General features: G+C 66.2%; 20 protein-coding genes. 6 read left to right on the forward strand and 14 right to left on the reverse strand.

From position 1 onward, the window contains the following. Window positions 1–242: 242 nt before the first annotated feature. The 3 genes from JW364_RS22585 to JW364_RS22595 all read right to left on the reverse strand — a co-directional run bounded on the left by JW364_RS22585 (window position 243) and on the right by JW364_RS22595 (window position 1,637). Window positions 243–593, reverse strand: coding sequence for a hypothetical protein (locus tag JW364_RS22585; protein WP_223258969.1), 351 nt, complete (start codon window positions 591–593; stop codon window positions 243–245). Further along, on the reverse strand, window positions 578–775 hold the full coding sequence (locus JW364_RS22590) for a hypothetical protein (RefSeq protein WP_055476435.1): 198 nt from the start codon (window positions 773–775) through the stop codon (window positions 578–580). Before JW364_RS22590 ends, JW364_RS22585 begins: the two co-directional genes overlap by 16 nt. A 190-nt stretch (window positions 776–965) precedes the next feature. Then, the gene (locus tag JW364_RS22595) at window positions 966–1,637 is read right to left on the reverse strand and encodes a hypothetical protein (RefSeq protein ID WP_068971513.1); all 672 of its coding nucleotides are present in this window, start codon (window positions 1,635–1,637) and stop codon (window positions 966–968) included. A gap of 192 nt (window positions 1,638–1,829) precedes the next feature. Here JW364_RS22595 and JW364_RS22600 point away from each other — a divergent pair, with 192 nt between their 5' ends. Continuing rightward, window positions 1,830–2,261 carry an STAS domain-containing protein gene (locus JW364_RS22600; protein WP_055476437.1) on the forward strand — a complete coding sequence of 144 codons (432 nt, stop codon included), beginning with the start codon at window positions 1,830–1,832 and terminating at the stop codon, window positions 2,259–2,261. Between the two features lie 10 nt (window positions 2,262–2,271). Next, a complete protein-coding gene (locus JW364_RS22605) occupies window positions 2,272–2,706 on the forward strand; it encodes an ATP-binding protein (protein ID WP_055476438.1) in 435 nt (144 codons plus the stop codon). Window positions 2,707–2,773: 67 nt separating this feature from the next. Here JW364_RS22605 and JW364_RS22610 read toward each other — a convergent pair whose 3' ends face one another. The 6 genes from JW364_RS22610 to phnC all read right to left on the reverse strand — a co-directional run bounded on the left by JW364_RS22610 (window position 2,774) and on the right by phnC (window position 7,962). Next, window positions 2,774–3,334, reverse strand: a complete 561-nt coding sequence (locus JW364_RS22610; protein ID WP_171011585.1) for a hypothetical protein — start codon at window positions 3,332–3,334, stop codon at window positions 2,774–2,776. A gap of 234 nt (window positions 3,335–3,568) precedes the next feature. After that, the gene (locus JW364_RS22615; protein WP_137809377.1) at window positions 3,569–4,327 is read right to left on the reverse strand and encodes a GntR family transcriptional regulator; all 759 of its coding nucleotides are present in this window, start codon (window positions 4,325–4,327) and stop codon (window positions 3,569–3,571) included. Next, window positions 4,324–5,358, reverse strand: a complete 1,035-nt coding sequence (locus JW364_RS22620) for a phosphonate dehydrogenase (RefSeq protein ID WP_055476440.1) — start codon at window positions 5,356–5,358, stop codon at window positions 4,324–4,326. The genes JW364_RS22615 and JW364_RS22620 overlap by 4 nt, the downstream gene beginning before the upstream one ends. Next, the gene (gene phnE / locus JW364_RS22625) at window positions 5,355–6,191 is read right to left on the reverse strand and encodes a phosphonate ABC transporter, permease protein PhnE (protein WP_055476441.1); all 837 of its coding nucleotides are present in this window, start codon (window positions 6,189–6,191) and stop codon (window positions 5,355–5,357) included. Before phnE ends, JW364_RS22620 begins: the two co-directional genes overlap by 4 nt. Beyond that, on the reverse strand, window positions 6,188–7,096 hold the full coding sequence (phnD, locus tag JW364_RS22630) for a phosphate/phosphite/phosphonate ABC transporter substrate-binding protein (protein WP_055476442.1): 909 nt from the start codon (window positions 7,094–7,096) through the stop codon (window positions 6,188–6,190). Before phnD ends, phnE begins: the two co-directional genes overlap by 4 nt. A gap of 56 nt (window positions 7,097–7,152) precedes the next feature. Beyond that, on the reverse strand, window positions 7,153–7,962 hold the full coding sequence (gene phnC, locus JW364_RS22635; protein WP_055476443.1) for a phosphonate ABC transporter ATP-binding protein: 810 nt from the start codon (window positions 7,960–7,962) through the stop codon (window positions 7,153–7,155). 254 nt (window positions 7,963–8,216) lie between these two features. Here phnC and JW364_RS22640 point away from each other — a divergent pair, with 254 nt between their 5' ends. Then, entirely contained in the window at window positions 8,217–9,383 is a 1,167-nt protein-coding gene (locus tag JW364_RS22640; protein WP_231632757.1) for an alpha-D-ribose 1-methylphosphonate 5-triphosphate diphosphatase, read from the forward strand. Window positions 9,384–9,690: 307 nt separating this feature from the next. On the opposite strand, the gene JW364_RS22645 is transcribed toward JW364_RS22640, so the two are convergent. Further along, window positions 9,691–10,650 carry a TIR domain-containing protein gene (locus JW364_RS22645; protein WP_083229418.1) on the reverse strand — a complete coding sequence of 320 codons (960 nt, stop codon included), beginning with the start codon at window positions 10,648–10,650 and terminating at the stop codon, window positions 9,691–9,693. Window positions 10,651–10,855: 205 nt separating this feature from the next. On the opposite strand from JW364_RS22645, the gene JW364_RS22650 reads away from it, so the two are divergent. Next, window positions 10,856–11,632 (forward strand): recombinase family protein, encoded by a 777-nt coding sequence (locus JW364_RS22650; RefSeq protein WP_020171242.1) that lies wholly within the window; start codon window positions 10,856–10,858, stop codon window positions 11,630–11,632. Between the two features lie 368 nt (window positions 11,633–12,000). Here JW364_RS22650 and pcaC read toward each other — a convergent pair whose 3' ends face one another. From pcaC to pcaH, 4 genes are read right to left on the reverse strand one after another with little or no spacing between them, the layout of a single operon-like run. Further along, complete coding sequence (gene pcaC / locus JW364_RS22655; RefSeq protein ID WP_016895384.1) at window positions 12,001–13,200, reverse strand: 4-carboxymuconolactone decarboxylase; 1,200 nt, start codon at window positions 13,198–13,200, stop codon at window positions 12,001–12,003. Beyond that, window positions 13,197–14,441, reverse strand: a complete 1,245-nt coding sequence (locus JW364_RS22660; protein ID WP_016895385.1) for a lyase family protein — start codon at window positions 14,439–14,441, stop codon at window positions 13,197–13,199. The genes pcaC and JW364_RS22660 overlap by 4 nt, the downstream gene beginning before the upstream one ends. 5 nt (window positions 14,442–14,446) lie before the next feature. Next, a complete protein-coding gene (gene pcaG / locus JW364_RS22665; protein WP_006898355.1) occupies window positions 14,447–15,016 on the reverse strand; it encodes a protocatechuate 3,4-dioxygenase subunit alpha in 570 nt (189 codons plus the stop codon). Further along, window positions 15,013–15,780, reverse strand: coding sequence for a protocatechuate 3,4-dioxygenase subunit beta (gene pcaH, locus JW364_RS22670; protein WP_006898356.1), 768 nt, complete (start codon window positions 15,778–15,780; stop codon window positions 15,013–15,015). Before pcaH ends, pcaG begins: the two co-directional genes overlap by 4 nt. 69 nt (window positions 15,781–15,849) lie before the next feature. On the opposite strand from pcaH, the gene JW364_RS22675 reads away from it, so the two are divergent. Next, on the forward strand, window positions 15,850–16,605 hold the full coding sequence (locus tag JW364_RS22675; RefSeq protein WP_016895386.1) for an IclR family transcriptional regulator: 756 nt from the start codon (window positions 15,850–15,852) through the stop codon (window positions 16,603–16,605). 383 nt (window positions 16,606–16,988) lie between these two features. Then, window positions 16,989–17,924, forward strand: a complete 936-nt coding sequence (locus JW364_RS22680; RefSeq protein ID WP_307814823.1) for an MFS transporter — start codon at window positions 16,989–16,991, stop codon at window positions 17,922–17,924. Window positions 17,925–18,020 lie beyond the last annotated feature (96 nt).

An 18,020-nucleotide genomic window follows, 5' to 3' on the forward strand; every position in this document is an offset into this window, starting at 1 on the left:
CTCGGCGAGGTGGTCGTGATACATCCTCACAGCCCGCTCACGCGTCTCTGGATCAAACTTCCTCAGTGCACCCATACCGGCATTCTCCTGGTGAGATCACGGTCTCCACCAGACCCAGGACGGTTCAGTAGAACCTGGCGTGCGGCCCGGTCGGTTATGGCCGTACCACAGGTCGTTGACCCTTTCGATCAAACGCTCATGCACGACCAGGGCGAGTTGACGACGGGCGCCCGCTCACTGTCTCAGGCACTTCTCGCGGTCGCCCGCAGCGACAATCCCTGGTCGAAGGGGCCCCACTCTAAGTCGGGTTCGGCGTTCAGGCCATCGTCCTCGGAGCCGCGGGACAGGGTGTCGATCTTGATGATCGCTGGGCTGGGGGCGTCGACCAGGTACACCATGATGTCGCCGGCAGCATACGTTCGTGGGGTCAGCCAGACGAGATCGTCAACATCCGGGTCGTCGTCGTCGCCAGGGAAGAAGCTATTTACGGCTTGCCGCCACGGCTGAAGCAGGCATAACTGCACTCGTCGGCCGTCCGCATTGCCGGTGCCGGCGACCCGTGGGGTTCTCCTGCGGGCTACGATTCGGCCCATTCAGCGAATTCCTTCCACGAGATCGGAATACGCTTCTGCCCGTGCTTGGGTCGCCACTGCAGATTGCCCTCAGAAACGTAAAGGGTGCCGAGAGTTCTCCCGTCGATCGCGACATCGAACTCGAAGTCGATGCCAGCAACGCGCACCCTACTGGCGCTGAATCGCACGTCGTGATCAGCCACGATGATCCTCCCAACAACGGCACAGTCTGGTGTCGATCCCTCTCGCGAACGTAGCGAACGACCATGTCTCGGGCAATGATCTGCCCGGAACCGATGCCAGCTCACCGGGCCAGCGATCGCCGGTTGCTTCCAGACCTGACCAGACCCCCCGGGGCGGATTGCTCATGTAAAAGGAGTGCGGTGAGGGCTGTCAGCGGCCGAACAGTGCTCGTTCGATCACATCCGGGGTGGTGTCGAAGTCGTGGGCCCAGTCCGCAGCCAAATCAAGGTAACGGCCGTACATGTCAGCCGGGCCGTCGATCTCCCACTCTTCGGTGGTCACTCGACGCAGACTGTCTACAACCCTGCTGTCATAGATCAGTGGGCGGCCTGTCAACGCATTGGCGTCGTACCCGCCGAAGTAGAGGAACTTGGTGAAGAAGCCCGCCGCCAGTCCGGTGATTTTCAACCGGTTGCGCCCGCTGAGGGCTTTGTAGGCGCTGACCGGCCCCTCGGTCCGCACGACAGCCAGAGCCTTGGCGAGCTTCTCCGCGGCGTCGGGCTGGCTGAGGGGACGCAGCGCCCGCACCATCGTCAGGCCCGGACTCGTACCCCACACCACACACGCCACGTGCAGTTGCGCCGCTACGATCGGCGACCCGTCCTGCACCGCTCGGGCTGCGACCTCAAAGACATCGCGGCGCGAAACCACTCGATAGCGACCACTGCCCGCCGACACACTGTCGAGCTCGTCAGGCCACATCGCAGCATCCGGCAAGCGTGCGCGCACCGCAGCCGGATCGAACCGAATTGACTGGCCCAAGACCCATTCGCGATCGGGAACAGAACCGTCGGGAAACAAGGTAGTCAACGCGATCGGCATTCCTTCACGCTACCGGCAGATAACCGGAGGTACGCGAACGATGTGTGACATAAGGTCACTTCACCCTTCGCGCGCCGTCGGTGGCGGCGGACTAGGTTTGGATGGCGTTGAGATAGCCGTGATCATGTAGTCGGTCGGGACCGGGTCACTCAGCAAGTCGTGTGACCCCCTTCCGTGAAAGTGAGAGTCACCGTGCAGCCAGACAACCCCGATGCCGTGTTCGTTGACGACAGCGGAGACACCGCCGGCCGGGCATTGATGACCATCGTCTCCGCGCAGCACGAAGAACTGGTGATCCTGACCGTCCAAGGCAGCATCGACGTTCTCACCGCACCACAACTGTCCGAGGAGGTGACGAACGCGCTGCACGGACAACCACGAGGCCTGATCATCGATCTGACCACCACCGACTTCCTGGCCTCGGCCGGCATGGCCGCACTCGTCGCCGCCCACGAGGCGATCGCACCGACCGGACTGTTCGGAGTCGTGGCCGCCGCACCCGCAACGTCGCGGCCGCTGACGCTCATGGGCCTGGACCAGACAATCGTCCTCTACCCCACCCTCGCCCACGCCGTCACCGCCATGACCAGACCCACCGGAATGAGCGGCAGCCCGACTGGGTAAACACGACGGCGTGGACTCATCACAGCACCTCGATGGCGACTCCACCGGTGACTTCGAACGATCGGTCGAGGCCACCGCCGAGGCCGCCCACAGACTGCGCGAACTGTTCACCGTGTGGGTGACAGCAACCGTCGAGGCCGACACCGAACGCCGCGCCGACATCGTCTTGGCCGTCTACGAAGCGATTGCCAACGCCACCGAACACGCCTACAAAGACGCTCGAGAGCCAGGCGCGGTCACCGTGCGCAGCCGCCGCCGCCCCAGCGGCACCCTCGAAATCACTGTCACCGACACCGGCACCTGGGACCTCAGCCCCGCACAGCGCTTCCGCGGCCGCGGACTCGCACTCATCACTGCGCTCAGCGACACCCATGCGCTTACCACCGGACCCGACGGCACCACCGTCACCATGTGCTGGCAGCCGACGCCCGTCCTGACGACATGATATCTAGTATCAGATTTCGAAACTACCTGCGGCAGAATCGAATTAGACGATACTCGCCCGGCAGCACTCACGTGCGGTCTTTCCAGCGCTCGTTGGCTGATTGTCGGGTCATGCCGGTCGCCGCGCCGATGTCGGCCCACGAGCGACCCAGCCGGCGGGCCTTGGCCACCGCGGCGTCGAGCAGTGCGTCGGCGTCCCTGCGGGCCTCCACGGCCGCCCGGATCTCGTCGTCGATGTCGATCGAATCGAGATGCTCACGCCGCCACAATGCTTGGGCGGCCGCCGCGACATCGGGCCGCACGTTGACGTCGAGGTCGATGTCGGGGGCGAACACCTGGTGGCGGGCCAGGTCCTCGAGGGACGCTGAGGGCACCCGCGTCCACTGGACGGGATCGGTCCAGGTCGACACATCAGAGCTGGTTCGCCGGGCGCAATTGCAGGACAACAGCCAGCCGACGATCTCGGCCGACGGCCGCCGACGATCCTCGTCCGGGTGCCGGCCGGTCCCGACGATCTCGTAGTCAACGCCGTCGACCATGGTCGACCCGTGGCTCTCGGCCCCGTCCTCGAAGAACGGCACCAACGCCGCCTCGTGCAAGTGCGTGGCGCTCTCGTGTACCCAGCCCATGCCGATAGGGTAGACCCGCTGTGTCAGGATAACCAGACACAAGAGTCGGGTCGCGTCAGGAGTACCTGACATAACGCAACATTATCGGCGTTAACATGACGGAAGTATCAGTAGCTGCGGTTACTGCCGTTTACCTGCGATAATTCCGCGGGTGTGGCGCGACGGTGAGGTCGTCCTGCTCCGCGCTGAGGACCTGGCGGCTATTCGGGGCGGGCGATGGGTTTGTCGTCCTGATTAGGTGGTGTCGAAGTCGACCTCGACTCGGAACACGTCGGCTCGAAGCCAGGAGATCGTGAGTTCCACGGGGCGGTGGTTGCGTGCGGCGGCATCGGTGCGGGACCGGATAGAGATGACCGGTGGGCGGCCGCTCAGTTCGAGGTGCTCGGCGACGTGGGGTGGCGCGGGGTCGATGGAGACGCCGAACCATCCGCGCTCGGGTTCCAGTTTGTAGTGGGTGGCCAGGGTGTCGTGCAATGAGTCGGCTGGGCCGAGGATCTGGGGTAGGTCGGGGACGAGTTGGGGGTCGAGGTAGGTGTCTGCGTAGCCGACGAGCTCGTGGTTGATGTATCGGTTCCGGGAGAGTGCGAGCAGTTGTCTGCGTGCTCCGACTTTCATGCGGCCACGGATCTCGGTTGGGGGGGTCTCGAGTCGCCATCCGGTGGTGCGAACGTCTGGGGTGAATCCGGCTTTGCGGACGCTTGCGCTCCAGGACGGTGGGATGTGTCGACTGATGGTGTAGTCGATGCGTTGGGACACGAAGGTGCCGCTGCCCTGTCGGCGGCGCACCAGGTAGCGCCTCTCCAGCTCGGTCAGTACTGCTCGGGCGGTGAGCCGGCTGACGCCCAGGATGCGGGCTAGTTCGTCTTCTGAGGGGAGCCGAGTGCCGACGGGCTGGTTGGCAATTGTCTCGGCGAGCGCGTCGGCGGCGGAAAGGTACACCGGTACCCGAGGACTGGTTTTGGTGGGTGCGGCGTCGCTGATGGGCGTGATCATACTGCGGGAACGGAGGAGGTCGACGGTTTCCGCGGGTCGTTGACGGCTCCGTCGGGCATTTTGCCTGCGAGTGATTGCAGGATGGATCTCGCCGCGTGTTCCTCGATCGCCAAGCGTGCCGTCGCGACCGCAGATCCGAGGTGCGGGGTGAAGAGGGTATGGCTCGTCAGTTCCATCAGGTCCGGGTGCAGGCCGCTGGGGCGGTCGGGTCGGGAGAGGTCCTCGAACTCGAACACGTCTGCGGCATATCCGCCGAGGTGTCCGCTGCGCAGGAGCTCGGCCACTGCGCCTTCGTTCACCACTGAGCCTCGTCCGACGTTGACCAGCAGCGCTCCGGGTCGCATCGATGTCATCGCCTCGTGGTCGAGCAGGTGCAGTGTGTCCGCCGTCAGGGGGGCGCAGACCACCACGGAGTCGCTGTGCTGCAGAAGCTCGGCGAGTTCCACCCGTTCCATACCGATCGACGCCGCGGTTGCGGACGGCACCGGATCGGGGTCGTGGTAGAGAAGTCGGGGATTGAATCCGGAGAGCATTTGCGCCACGGCCCGGCCGAGTACGCCGGCGCCCACGATGCCAATCGTGGAGCCGACGAGTGTGCGTCCGTAGAGCACCGGCCGCCAGCCGCGGAAACCGGCTCGCACGGTGCGGTCACCGGTCGCGACGTGTCGAGCGAGGCCGATCAGCAGCCCGACTGCCAATTCCGCGGTGGGTTCGGTGAGTAAGTCCTCGACTCGGGTGAGCCAGATGCCGCGCTCGGTGCAGGCGCGAACGTCGATGTTGTCGTAGCCCTTGAGTGCGCCGGCGACCACCTGCAGTCGCGGGCAACCGTCGAGGAACTGCGCGGTGATCTGGTCGGGCATGAACGCCATCAGCCCGTCGGCGTGTGCCACTCGGCGTTTCAGTTCGGATGCCGGGAGGCTGTCGTCTTGCTGGTTCGGCACCACGTCGCACTCGCGGCCGAGCATGTCGAGGATCTGGGGATGCACCCGGTGGGTGAGAACGACCACCGGGCGCGCGGACGCGTTTGTCATTGGAACCTTCTTCGTAATGCTCCGCCGAGGGCGTCGACCACGGTGACGGTGGCGAGGATGACGAGCAGGATTGCGGAGACTTCCTGGTACTGGAGGGTGCGGAGGGCGGCGATCAGCTCGAATCCGATGCCGCCGGCGCCGACGACGCCGACGACTACCGAGGCGCGGAAGTTGAGCTCCCACCGGTAGACGGTGACGTCGGCCATTTGGGGCAGCACCTGCGGCAGGATGCCGTGCAGGATCACTTGTGCCCGGGTGGCTCCGGCGGCGCGGGCGACCTCGACGGATGCTTGATCGGCGCGTTCGATCGAGTCGGCGAAGAACTTTCCGACCATGCCGGCGGAGTGGATACCCAGCGCCAGTGCGCCGGGAAGGGCGCCGAAGCCGACGGCGGCGACGAACACGATCGCCATGATCAGCTCGGGCACCGATCGCAGGGTGTTGAGGACCAGGCGCGCGACCGCGTAGACGGTGGGGTGCGGGGAGGTGTTACGGGCCCCGAGCAGCGCGAGTGGGACCGACAGCAGGACCGCCAGTGCGGTGGCCGCGATACTCATCGACATCGAATCCCACAGTGGGCCCCACCACCGGTTGATGTGGGTGAAGTCCGGGGGCCACATGTCGCCCAGGAGGTCGGCGATGTCGGCCAGCCCGGTGATCATCCGTTCGCCGTCGAGTAGTCCCACCGCCCAGACGCACACCAGCACCAGGACGCCGACGACGCCCATGGCGGCGCTGTTGCGCCCCCAGCCAATCCACACCCGACGGGAGATGTCCCGGTACTGTTCTTCCCGCCGTTCCTCGACGGGGTCCGGCAAAGTGTCGGCGGTCACTGGTAGTCCGCCAGGTCGATGTCCAGCAGGGGCGCGAGGTCGCGCACCGCGTCGTAGTCTTTATCGGTCACAGGTCCGAAACCGGCGGCCTCGAACGCCTCGAGCACGGCGTCGTCGTCGAGTTCTAAAAACGCCGCCCGCACCTTGTCCTTGAAGTCCTCGGGCAGATTCGTCTGCATAGTCCACGGGTAGTTGTAGTAGGGCTCGGACTCCTGGACGGTCACGACCACCTCAGGGTCAATGGTCCCGTCTCGGACCATGCGCTCGTAGATGGGCAGGCTCATGCCGCCCGCGTCGGCGTTGCCGTTCTGCACTGCCAGCGCCACCGCGTCGTGGGCGCCGACGTGCTGTTCTTCGTAGTCGCCGTCGTCGACGCGCAGGTCCGCTTCCTCGGCGAGCATGGCCTTGGGTATCAGGTGGCTGGAGGTGCTGGCCGGGTCTCCCCACGCGACGGTCTTGCCAGCGACGTCGTCGAGTGTGGTGATGCCGGAGTCGGCATTGGCGAGAAACACCCCTTGGTAGGTGGGGGCAGCGCCTTCTTCCTCCTGCAGCGCGGCGAAGGGCTCGATGTCGGCCTGCTCCTGGGCGAGCACGTAGGACAATGGCCCGAAGTAGGCCAGGTCCAACCGGCCGCGGGTCATCGCCTCGATCATCGAGGAGTAGTCGGTGGTGACGATGAGTTCGACCTCGACGCCCAACTCGTCCTCTAGGTATTCCTTGAGCGGTTCGTTGTCCTGGATCACTTGAGACGCGTTCTCGTCGGGCAGCAGGGCCACGCGGAGGGTCTCAGGCACCTCGCCGGCGGCAGGCTCGGAGGTGGAGCCGGAGCCGCAGCCGGTGAGAACAAGCGCGAAAGAGATCAGCGCCGCCAGGGCGGCAACTGTGGAACGGGCTGGTCTGGTCATTGTGAAGAACTCCAGGATCTGGTGAATGTGATTCGGGTGATGCGAACAGCTTCCGGTCAGCGGACACCAGCAGCGAGGTGGCCGGTGACAGTACTGGTGACGGCGTCGCCGTCGGATTCCCCGTTGGGTTCCTCAGTGACGCCTTCGTAGATGAGTCGGATGGCGTCATCGGTGACATCGGACGCGGGGCTGTCATGCACGATCTCGCCGTGTGCGAGGCCGACGATGCGGTCGGCGTGCTCAAGGGCCAGGTCGACCTGGTGGAGGCTGGCGACGAGTGTGATGCCGTTGTCGTGACAGACACGGCGCAACAGCGCCATCACTCGGCCTGCGGTGGCCGGGTCGAGGCTGGCAACCGGTTCGTCGGCGAGGATCAGCTGCGGCTGTTGGGCGAGTGCGCGGGCGATGCCGACGCGCTGCTGCATGCCGCCGCTGAGATTGTCGACCCGGGTGAGCGCGTTGTCGAGCAGACCCACCTGGTCGAGCGCCTCGAGGGCGATGCGCTCGTCGGCGCGACCAGCGGGCAGGAGACCGTGCCAGAAACTGTGGTAGCCGACTCGGCCGAGCAGCACGTTGCGCAGCGCGGTGTACCGCGGGACCAAATGGTGGTGCTGGAAAACCATGCCAGTGCGCCGGCGATGCCGTCGTAATGCACGGCGCGAGTCCAGTGCCGGGAGACCGGCGGCACGCACAGTCCCGGTGGTGGGCTGCACGAGCAAATTTATGCACCGCAGCAGCGTCGACTTGCCGGCTCCCGAAGGACCGAGCAGCACGGTCACCTGCCCGGCCTCGATCGTCAGGTCGGTTCGGCGCAGCGCCTGCACGCCCCCCTTGTAGGTCTTGCTCACCTCGACGAGCTCGATCATGGAAACCCCTCTATAGGACTTGGTCGAACACCCCGAAACCTATAGAGGACTTACGAACGGGCGATTAGGGTTGAGAGAACGGTGAGTGAACCCCGTCCGACCATCCGATGCCGGTGAACGGCCGATGGCTTCCGCGTTCATGCGACGGCCATAGGGCCCTGTCAGAATGTGTCGTCATGACCTTTGGGAACTCGTGTTGGACGCCGACAGATTTTGTGATCGGCCACGTCACAGCGGTGCTGCCCCATCGGGTGGTGGATAACGCAAGAGTGGTGGTGCGCGAGGGTCGGATCGCCGAGGTGGGCCCACACCCGCCGGGTGCCGGCTGCACCCTGGACGCCCACGGCGCCCACTTGCTGCCGGGCCTGGTCGATGTCCACACCGACATCCTCGCGCGGGAGACCCGGCCGCGACCGGGCGTCGTCCTAGACCCTGCCTTCGCACTGATGTCGGCGGGCGGCCGTCTACGCGCGGCAGGTATCACGACCGCCTTCCATGGCCTTGCGTTCCAGGAGCGCTCCATCGTGGGAACGACGATCGGTTCCCCCGCTGCGGCAGAATTGTCCGATTCGCTGCGTCACGCTGACGACACCCAGGTCGACCACCAAGTCTTGCACCGGTTGGACGCCCGCTGCGAGTACGGCCGGACGCTGCTCGCAACGGAGCTGGCCGCATTCGACGACTCCGCGGATTCTGAAACGCGTCGGAGCATCACCACACCGAATGATCCCCCACACGCACGGGTACCGATCGTCTCTCACGAGGACCACACACCGGGGCAGGGGCAGTTCGCCGACCCCACGACCATGCAGCGGTGGCTGATCACCAACGAGGGCATGGCCGAGGCTGCTGCGGTCGACCACGTCGACCGGTGGCGTTGCACCCGCGCCGAACGTCTCGCCGTGCGCGACCGCACCCTCACGTGGCTGGGCGACCTGGCCCGGACCGGACACATCCGGCTCTTCGGCCACGACCTGGCCACCCCGGAAGACGTCGCGGCTGCCGCCGACCGCGGCTGCACCGTGGCGGAGTTCCCAACGACCCTGGACGCCGCCCGTGCCGCCCGCGACCGAGGCATGCTCGTCGTTGCTGGCGCCCCGAACGTCGTCCGTGGCGGCTCCCACACCGGGAACGTCTCGGCAGCCGAGCTCGTCGTCGCCGGTGTGGCCGACTCCCTGGCCAGCGACTACCTTCCCTCCTCGATGCTCCCAGCCGCAGTGCGACTTGTGCGCGACGGTGTCCTCTCACTCCCGCACGCCGTGCGGCTGATCACCTCAGGCCCGGCCGCCTGTGTCGGTCTCAACGACCGTGGCGTGCTGACCGAAGGCTTCCGAGCCGACCTGGTCCTGACCGACCTCAGCAAGACGTGGCCCGTCGCCCACGTCATTTCGACTCAGTCGCATACCGCTGCCCGCGAGTAGCTCGGATTCAGCGGCAGTAGGCCACGAGGACTGTCACCGCTTCGGCTGTCTCACACCAGTCCGACGGAGGTGAGCACCGATGACCTGATGCAACTCCCCGCCTGACCGCAAGCGAAGGATCAGAAACGAGTTACACCACCACACGGGGCTTGACCGGACTCTCGACTGACCACGGCGTCGAGGGGAGCGAACCTTCCTCGGACGTCACACCGAAAATGACCGCACACGCAGTCCGCGCTGTCAGCGGCAATCGGTCGCCCACTGACCAGCAAGCATGACGGAATATGACATTATCGGCGGAAGTGGACTACTGGACCATGAAGGGTCCAGCTAGCGGGTCTTGAAGGTCATATGTTCCTGCCCTAACGGAAGCGCCAGCGGTTTCTAGTCGATACTTGAGATCGAGCCGACTGTCCCACTTTCCGTCGAGCTTGATCCAGTTGAACCCGGCGATATCTGAAATTTCCCTGGACGGCCCGCTCTTGACAAATATCGTGCGCTCGGGGGCCATGGCGAATGACATTCCAGCTTCCAGAAGTACGTTCGGTCGAGCTTGACCTTGAGGGGTTCGATCCGGATCTCCGGTCTCGGAGAATTCGTCCTTAACTCGGGCGAGGTCGTCTGGGGAGAAAATTACGATCGTGGCTGAGGCATGCAGCATTCCGGCACGGACAATATCGTAAGTGTGCGGTTGGGGTTCCCCGGTCAGTTTTACTGCCTCTGACCACGAGATGTCATGAAGCCCCAGAAACAATAGATATGTTCTAAGGGCAACAAGCGGACGTGCGTCTCGGCCGTGAACTATAAATATCTTGGCGGGATCTCTATTCTCAATTGGCGTGTCAGGGGACTGTATGGCTGTAACCGGCTTAGAGACTGCGGAGCGCTCATTTTCAAGGGCGCCGTTGGATGCACGAAGGTCGTCAACGTCCCGACCATCTGGCAGGGTGTACCCGCTCTCGGTGAGCGATATGCCTCGAGGGTCCAGTACGCGCTTGCGCAAGTTGGCGTATGAAGGATTGCTGTCGGATGTGTCAGCGTAGCTGTTTTCTACGTATAGGAAGTTTAGAAGCTCAATAAGGAGTAGATCAGTGTTCGGACCGTTAAAGATGTGCTGCACTATCTTGTTGCTTCGTTCTCCTTTATTTCCCTCGGTTGTAATGCCAAGTGGCCCCTCGAACGTGTCAATTCCAGAATGGGTTGTGCCCTCGCTTAGGCTGGAAGCGAAGTAGCGGGAATCGGCGCGTTTAAATGTCGCGGAAGGCATCGAGCGATGTTACCGCAGTGGGAGGGGTGAGGCAGGCAGGTGATCCGGCCGTGAACGGGCAACGTCCTGGTGGGGTACACCCGTGCGGGACGATGCGCCGCCGGCAGTCGCTGCTGTGTCACAGGGTCTAGTTTGATACTTATGAAACGTTCTCCCGGGGGGTCTAGGATCTATTGATACAGATTCCGGGCGAAAGGGTCCCCTCATGGCTGATCGGATCGGGACGTTGCTGAATCGTTCGGGTGGCGAGGAGGTGCTCATCGTCAGCCGCGGGAAGGTGCGGACTCGGTTCCGTCGTCGGGATGAGTTGGGTTGGAACTTTCGGGTGGAGTCGACGGACTCGGAGAACGTCATCGAGGTAACGCCAAAGCCGAAGCCAGATCCGAAGCCGGCTCGCCGATCTTCGCATGCGCGTGGGCAGCGGGTGGCGTACGTGCGGGTGTCAGCCGCGGATCAGAACGAGGCGCGTCAGCTCGAGGCGGTGGGGGAGTGCGACCGGGTCTATATCGAGAAACAGTCGGCACGCTCGCGCGCTGATCGCGTAAAGCTCGAAGAGTGCATCAGGTATCTGCGGGACGGTGATGAGCTGGTTGTCGCGTCGATGGACCGACTCGCTCGTTCCCTGGTTGATCTCAAGCAGATCGTCGGCGAGGTCACCGCGAAGGGTGCGAGTGTGCGGTTCGTCCACGAGCGGGCCACCTACGCTGCCGGTGCCCAGGATCCTCGAGCCGACCTGATGCTCTCGCTGCTCGGGGCGTTCGCAGAGTTCGAGCGGGCCATCATTCGCGAACGCCAGGCCGAGGGTATCGCCATCGCCAAGGCGAAGGGCAAGTACAAGGGACGCAAACGCGTCCTGACTGAGGAGCAGATCGACAAGGCCCTTGCCCGTATCGAGGCGGGGGAGGGGCCGTCAGCTATCGCCCGGGATCTCGGGGTGGGTCGATCCACGCTCTACCGCGCACTCCAGCGAGTAAGGAAGTAGGCGCCGCCGACACGTCGCGTTAGCCCGCCCACTGCGCGACGAAGCTGGTGCGACACCCTTACATGACACCGAAGTCGTAGCCCTTGCGTCGAGATGCCGCGTTCGGAGATCCCCGCTACGGCATGGACGACGAGGGTTCGAGCACGCGTCAGTGAGTTCCGGTTGGAATGAGCTCCACCGTCTCGTTCGGCGCGACCTAGTGCGCGCCCGGGTGACCACCACTCGCCAGTGAGACCGCCGCGAAACGTCCGTAGACCACCGCCACCGCCACTTACCCGCGAAAGTCACAATCACAACCCTGCATAGCCACAGGATTTCACGCCAGCCACCACACCGGGCTCCTGCCACGAGGATTGTGCAGCAGTCTCCTAGTAAGCGGGGTGGTCCAGCTCGTCGAGCACGCGCTGGGCGATGCGGTAGGCCGCGTTGGCATCGGGCACGCCGCAGTAGATCGCCGTCTGGAGCAGCAACTCTTTGATCTCGTCGTTGGTCAGCCCATTGGTACGCGCGGCCCGCACGTGCATGGCCAGCTCCTCGTGATGGCCGCGGGCCACCAGGGCGGTCAGCGTGATGAGTGAGCGGCTGCGCCGGTCAAGACCCGGACGCGTCCACACCGACCCCCAGGCGTACTGGGTGATGAAATCCTGGAAGTCGGCGGTCAGATCGGTGATCGCCGCGGTCGCGCGGTCGACATGGGCGTCGCCCAGGACCGCCCGGCGCACCGCCATGCCGGCGTCGCGCACCCCGGCGACGGTCGTGGGAGCGGCAACCGCCTGCCCCGCGTTCGCGTGATCGCGGATGAGTTGGCCGACCTCGGACGGTTGCTCGGCCGGGGGCAGGTGCGCGACGCCGTCGAGGACGACGAGCCGCCCGTTCCGGACTCCGGAGGCGATAGCCGCGAGATCGGCCGGCGGAGTGGGGACGTCGAGCAGACCCGACACCGCCAGCACTCGCGGTTCGATCTCGCCGAGGCGGTCACGGACGTCGAAGCCCGCCAGCGCCTCGCACACCAGCGCATAGCCCTCGTCGTCGGCGTCCCGCAGGTCGTGCAGCAGGGCTGCGCCGATCTCCGGCTCCCGCTCCAGGAATCCGGGTGCGAACCAACGCTGGGCCGACCCTTCGATCATCGACGGGGTGCCCGACGCGCGCACGGACGTGGCCCGTGTCCGCCAGGCATCCGGCTCGCCGATCCGTGCGCCCGTCGACAGCAGGACAGCGGAGTCGATGCGCGCGGGTGCGTCCAGCAGCAGCTGCAGCCCGACGGCGCCTCCCACCGAGTCGCCCGCGTAGGTGAAAGTGCTGGCGAACGTGTCGCGCTGGGCCACCACGTCGTCGACCATCTCGAGGACACCGGCGGCCAGCTCGGCCATCGTGAACGGCTCGGCCGAACCGACATTGGATCCGTGCCCGGGCAGGTCCCACGCGAGGACCTCGAAGCGATCGGTGAGGCCGGCGGCGCAGCGCGCCCACAGTGACTGAGCCGACGTGCCCAACGAGGGCCCGAGGACGAGCAGGGGCATGGCGGGTGAACCGCCGAGCTGGACGGCTGTGATGCGAGGGACGGTCACTCGTTCTCCTCCAAGAAGGTCTGGGCCCGCTCCACGGCGCCCACGATGAGGTCCTCGGAGAACCCGCGGTAGGTGGTCGGGTCGGAATCGGCGGTCTTGTCCAGCAGCCCGGCGATCGTGCGGCGCTCGGCCAGCACGCTGTCGGTCGACCGGTCGAGCGTCGCGCGCATGCGCTCGGCGTCCACGTGCAGACCTTGCAGCAGCTCGGTGGTCTGGGACGCGGCGACGACGCTGCGTCGACCGAGCATGTGCAGGGTCGACCACTCGACGTGCCACGCGCCGTCCGGGCGCTGGTCGCCCGCGGTGGCGGAGGCGAGGTGCATCGTCGCGGCCAGAGCGGGGGCTCCCAGGGCTGCGCGGCGCACCAGTACGGAAAGAATCGGGTTGTTCTTGTGCGGCATCGTCGACGAGCCACCGCGGCCCTCGGCCGTCGGCTCGGCCAGCTCGCCGATCTCGGTCCGCGCCAGCGTCGCGACATCGGTCGCGACGTGTCCCCAGGCGTCCGTGCACGAGACCAGCGCGTCGGACGTCCGGGTGACCGTCGCCCGCGAGGTGTGCCACGGGCGGAGTTCCCGTAGCCCCAGGGCCGCGGCGGTGCTGGCGACCAGGTCGGCGCTGGTCCCCTGGGGATCCTCGTGCCCCCGCAGGTTCGCCAGCTCGGTGGCCGCCGACAGAGTGCCGACCGCCCCGCCGAGCTGCACCGGCAGGAGGGAGCGGGCGTCCTGGACCAGATCGGCGGCGTCGACCAGGCCGTCGAGCCAGCCTGCGGCGACGGCGCCGAACGTCGTGGGGACGGCGTGCTGGGTCAGGGTGCGACCGACCATCGGCGTGTCGGCGTGCTGCGCGGCGAGGCGTGAGAGCGCGGTCACCTGGGCGCGCAGCTCGTCGATCAGGCGATCGAGCGCATCGCGCAGCGCGAGCATGAGGGCGGTATCGAGGACGTCCTGGCTGGTGAGCCCGCGGTGCAGCCAGGTGGCGGCGGGCTGCGGCGCCCGCGAGCGGAGCAGGCCGACGAGCGGGACGACGGGGTTGCCGCTGCCCTCGGCTGCCGCCGCGATGTGCGGCAGGTCGTCGACGGTGACGAGCGGGGCGAGGTCGGTGGCGGCGGCGGACGGCGCGAGCCCGGAGGCCACGAGAGCGTCCAGCCACGCGGACTCCACCCTGACCATGGCGGCGAGCAACGCCTCAGCACTCATCAGGTCGCCGGCGCGCTCGTCGCCGGGCCAGAACAGGTCGGTCATGGCGTTCAGTGTGCCGCCCCGTGGCCCGGGAACGTCAGGAAGACGGTCTCGCCCTGGCCCTGCAGACGGATGTCGAACGCATGTCCCTGCGCATCGGCCTCCGCGACCAGCGTCGCGCGACGGTCCGGCTCGAGGCTGCTGAGAAGGGGGTCCGCAGCGAGGGCGGCCTCGTGTCCCGGCAGATATGCGCGTGTGAAGAGCCGATCGAGCAGGCCACGCGCGAACACCGTGAGCGCGAAGAACGGTGCGCCCCCGTCGACCCCACCCGGCGCGATCGTCGAGAACGAGTAGTGGCCGGCGTTGTCGGTCGACGACCGGCCCCAGCCCGTGAACGTCCAACCGTCGCGGCGCAACGAGCCCGGCTGCTGGACGATCGCGCCGGACGCGTCCGCCTGCCAGAGCTCGACCAGCGCGTCGGGGACCGGCGCACCAGAACCGTCGAGCACGCGGCCGTGGAACCGGATCGCACCCGGGCTGCTCGCAGGCACCAGTTCGGAGTCGCCGTCATAGGGGAGTGCGTAGTGGAAGAACGGGCCCACCGTCTGGCCGGGCGTGGGGTGCAGGCGGGGGCTCATGCGTGGTCCTTGTCGTCGTTGTTCTCGGTCCAGGTGCGGTGGGCTCCGGTGAGCACGATGTCCCACCGGTAGCCGGTCGACCACTCGGGTCGCGTCAGGTCATGGTCGTAGCGGGCGACGAGGCGGTCACGGGAGCCCTGGTCGGTGATCGACTGGTAGATCGGGTCCAGCGCGAACAGGGGATCGCCCGGGAAGTACATCTGCGTGACGATGCGCTGCGTGAACTCGGTGCCAAACAGGGAGAAGTGCACGTGGGCGGGACGCCACGCATTGCGGTGGTTCCGCCACGGGTACGGACCCGGTTTGATCGTCTGGAATGAGTAGCTACCGTCCGCACCGGTCAGGCACCGCCCGGCGCCGGTGAAGTTCGGGTCGAGCGGCGCAGGGTGCTGATCACGCTGGTGGATGTAGCGTCCTCCGGCGTTGGCCTGCCAGATCTCGACCAGCTGGCCCGCGACCGGGCGTCCGTCGCCGTCCACGACCCGGCCGGAGATCGTGATGCGCTCGCCGATCGGCTCGCCCGAGCGCTGAATCGTCAGATCGGCCTCGAGTGGATCGACGTCCCGGTGGCTGAAGCACGGAGACCACAACTCGACGCCTTCCGGATCGACCTGGTGCAGATCCTTGGTCGGATGCCGCAGGAGGCTGCTGCGGTACGGGGAGTAGTCGAGGCGGGGCCTGATAGCGGACGGGTCGGTGCCGGCGGACAGGTCGGCGATCTCGGCGCTGATCTCGGCTTGGGTCGATAGGTCAGGAGTGCTCACCAGCCCGACGGTAGGTGGCCGGGGCGTACGCTTCGAGCTATATCGTTCACTGAGTGAAAGAGGGCGACGATGGCCGGCAACACCTCCGACCCGGGAGCCAGTGTCGCCTCGCGCCTGCTGACCGTTCTCGGCGCCTTTGACGATGAGCACCGGGCGATGACGCTGAGCCAGATTGCGCGTCGGGCGGGTCTACCGCTGCCGACCACTCACCGATTGGTGGCCGAACTGGCCACCTGGGGCGGCTTGGTGCGGCGGCCGACCGGCGAGTACGTGGTGGGTCGCCGGATCTGGGAGCTCGCACTACTGGCGCCGACCCAGACCGGCCTGCGCCAGATCGCTGAGCCGTTCCTCCACGACGTGTACGGCGCGACGCTGGCCACCGTGCACCTCGCGGTGCGCGAGGGCGCCGAGGTGTTGTACCTCGACCGGCTGTCCGGCACGGCGTCCGTCCCGATCGTCAGCACCGTCGGCTCCCGACTGCCGCTGCACTGCACGGCGGTTGGGAAGGTGCTGCTCGCGCACGCGCCCGACGACGTGCTCGCCGAGACGCTCGGCTCGTTGACCCGGATGACGCCGTTCACGGTGACCCAGCCCGGGCTCCTGCGACAGCAGCTGGCTCGGGTGCGGCGCCATGGGTATGCGACAACGGTCGAGGAGATGTCCCTCGGGGCGTGCTCGGTGGCCGTCCCCGTGCTTCGAGACACCGCGGTCGTCGCATCCCTGGGTCTTGTGGTTCCCCGCTTGACGAGGGACAGGACCCGCCTCGCCGGAGTCCTCCAGGCCGCGGCGTTCGGTATCGGCCGGGAACTGGCGTCAGGCGGGTGATGGGAAGGAGATCTGACGCGGGCTAGAGGGACACAGGGGCCGACGCTGACCCATCTAGACCGATGTCCGGCGAAGTCGTACTTGAGGCATGAGAATTCAAAAAATCGAACCCCACGGAATCCGGGGCACACCAATGTGCCCATCAAACCCGGGGCACACCAATGTGCCCATCAAACCCGGGGCACTTCAGAAGCGGTATTGCTCGCACCACAGCCTTGACCTGGAAGGGCAGGAATGCCAGCCATGAACTTTTTACCGCCCTGCCCACGGGTGCGTAAGCGCAGCGTGCCGGAGATGGATGCGGCATCGGATGCCCCGGTGGCAGGTCACAGCGCGTGAGACATCCGGGCCGTGGATTCGCCGCTTTGGCTGTGGCCGTACTGGTGACTGTCTTAACAAACATGCCGGTGTTTCTCCTTGGGGCGCTGGCCACGGAGATCACCGCAACAATCCGCGTCCCGGCCTACGGGATCGGCCTGGCGGTAGGGGTCTACTGGGCTGCGGCCGCCCTCACCTCCGCGTGCACCGGTGTGATTGGTCGTGTGCTCAGCGAGAAAGGCATGGGCATCGCCGCCTTGCTTCTGGCGGTCGTGAGCCTGACCGGCAGCGCGTCCTGGATCTCTGCGTGGCCGTGGCTAATTGTATGGGCATCCCTGGGGGGACTCGGGAACGGTCTCGGGCACCCTTCCTCCAACCACTTGCTCGTCACGCACATCCCAGCCGCCTCGTGCGGGCTGGCCTTCGGGGTGAAACAGGCCGCGGTCCCTGTGACGGGGTTGGTCGCCGGCGTTTCGATCCCGTTGGTTGCGTTGACTCTGGGATGGTCCATGGCCTTCCTGCTGATGGCTGTACTGGGCATGCTCGTACTGGTCCCCGTGGCCCGGACCCGGACCATGCCGGTCGTTATGGGTACGACCCGGCCGGCGGGGCAATGGGATACCCAGATGCGTTCGGCGTTGGTGCTGATGGCCGCGATGACGATGTTCGCGGGCGGTGCCGTTACGTCCGCCGTGGCCTTTGCCGTGATCGGCGCGCTGGAGCGGGGGATTGCAGTCGGCCCGGCTGGTGTGATTCTGGCCGTCGGCAGCGCCTTAGGAGCCGCGACCCGTATCGTCATTGGCGGAGTCGTCGATCGAGGCGGCGTGTCAGCACTTTCTCTGATCCAGACAGCACTCATCGTCTGCGCCGTCGGGCTTTCACTCATGGCGATCCCCACCACCTGGAGCTACGTGGTAGGTGTCCTGCTAGCGGTGGGCCTGGGGTGGGGGTGGCCAGGTCTGGTGCACTTTGAACCGTCCTGGGTCTGGTGGAGACCGTGATCTCACCAGGAGAATGCCGGTATGGGTGCACTGAGGAAGTTTGATCCAGAGACGCGTGAGCGGGCTGTGAGGATGTATCACGACCACCTCGCCGAG

Source organism: Gordonia sp. BP-119, assembly GCF_016924115.1.
Lineage (GTDB): Bacteria > Actinomycetota > Actinomycetes > Mycobacteriales > Mycobacteriaceae > Gordonia > Gordonia hongkongensis.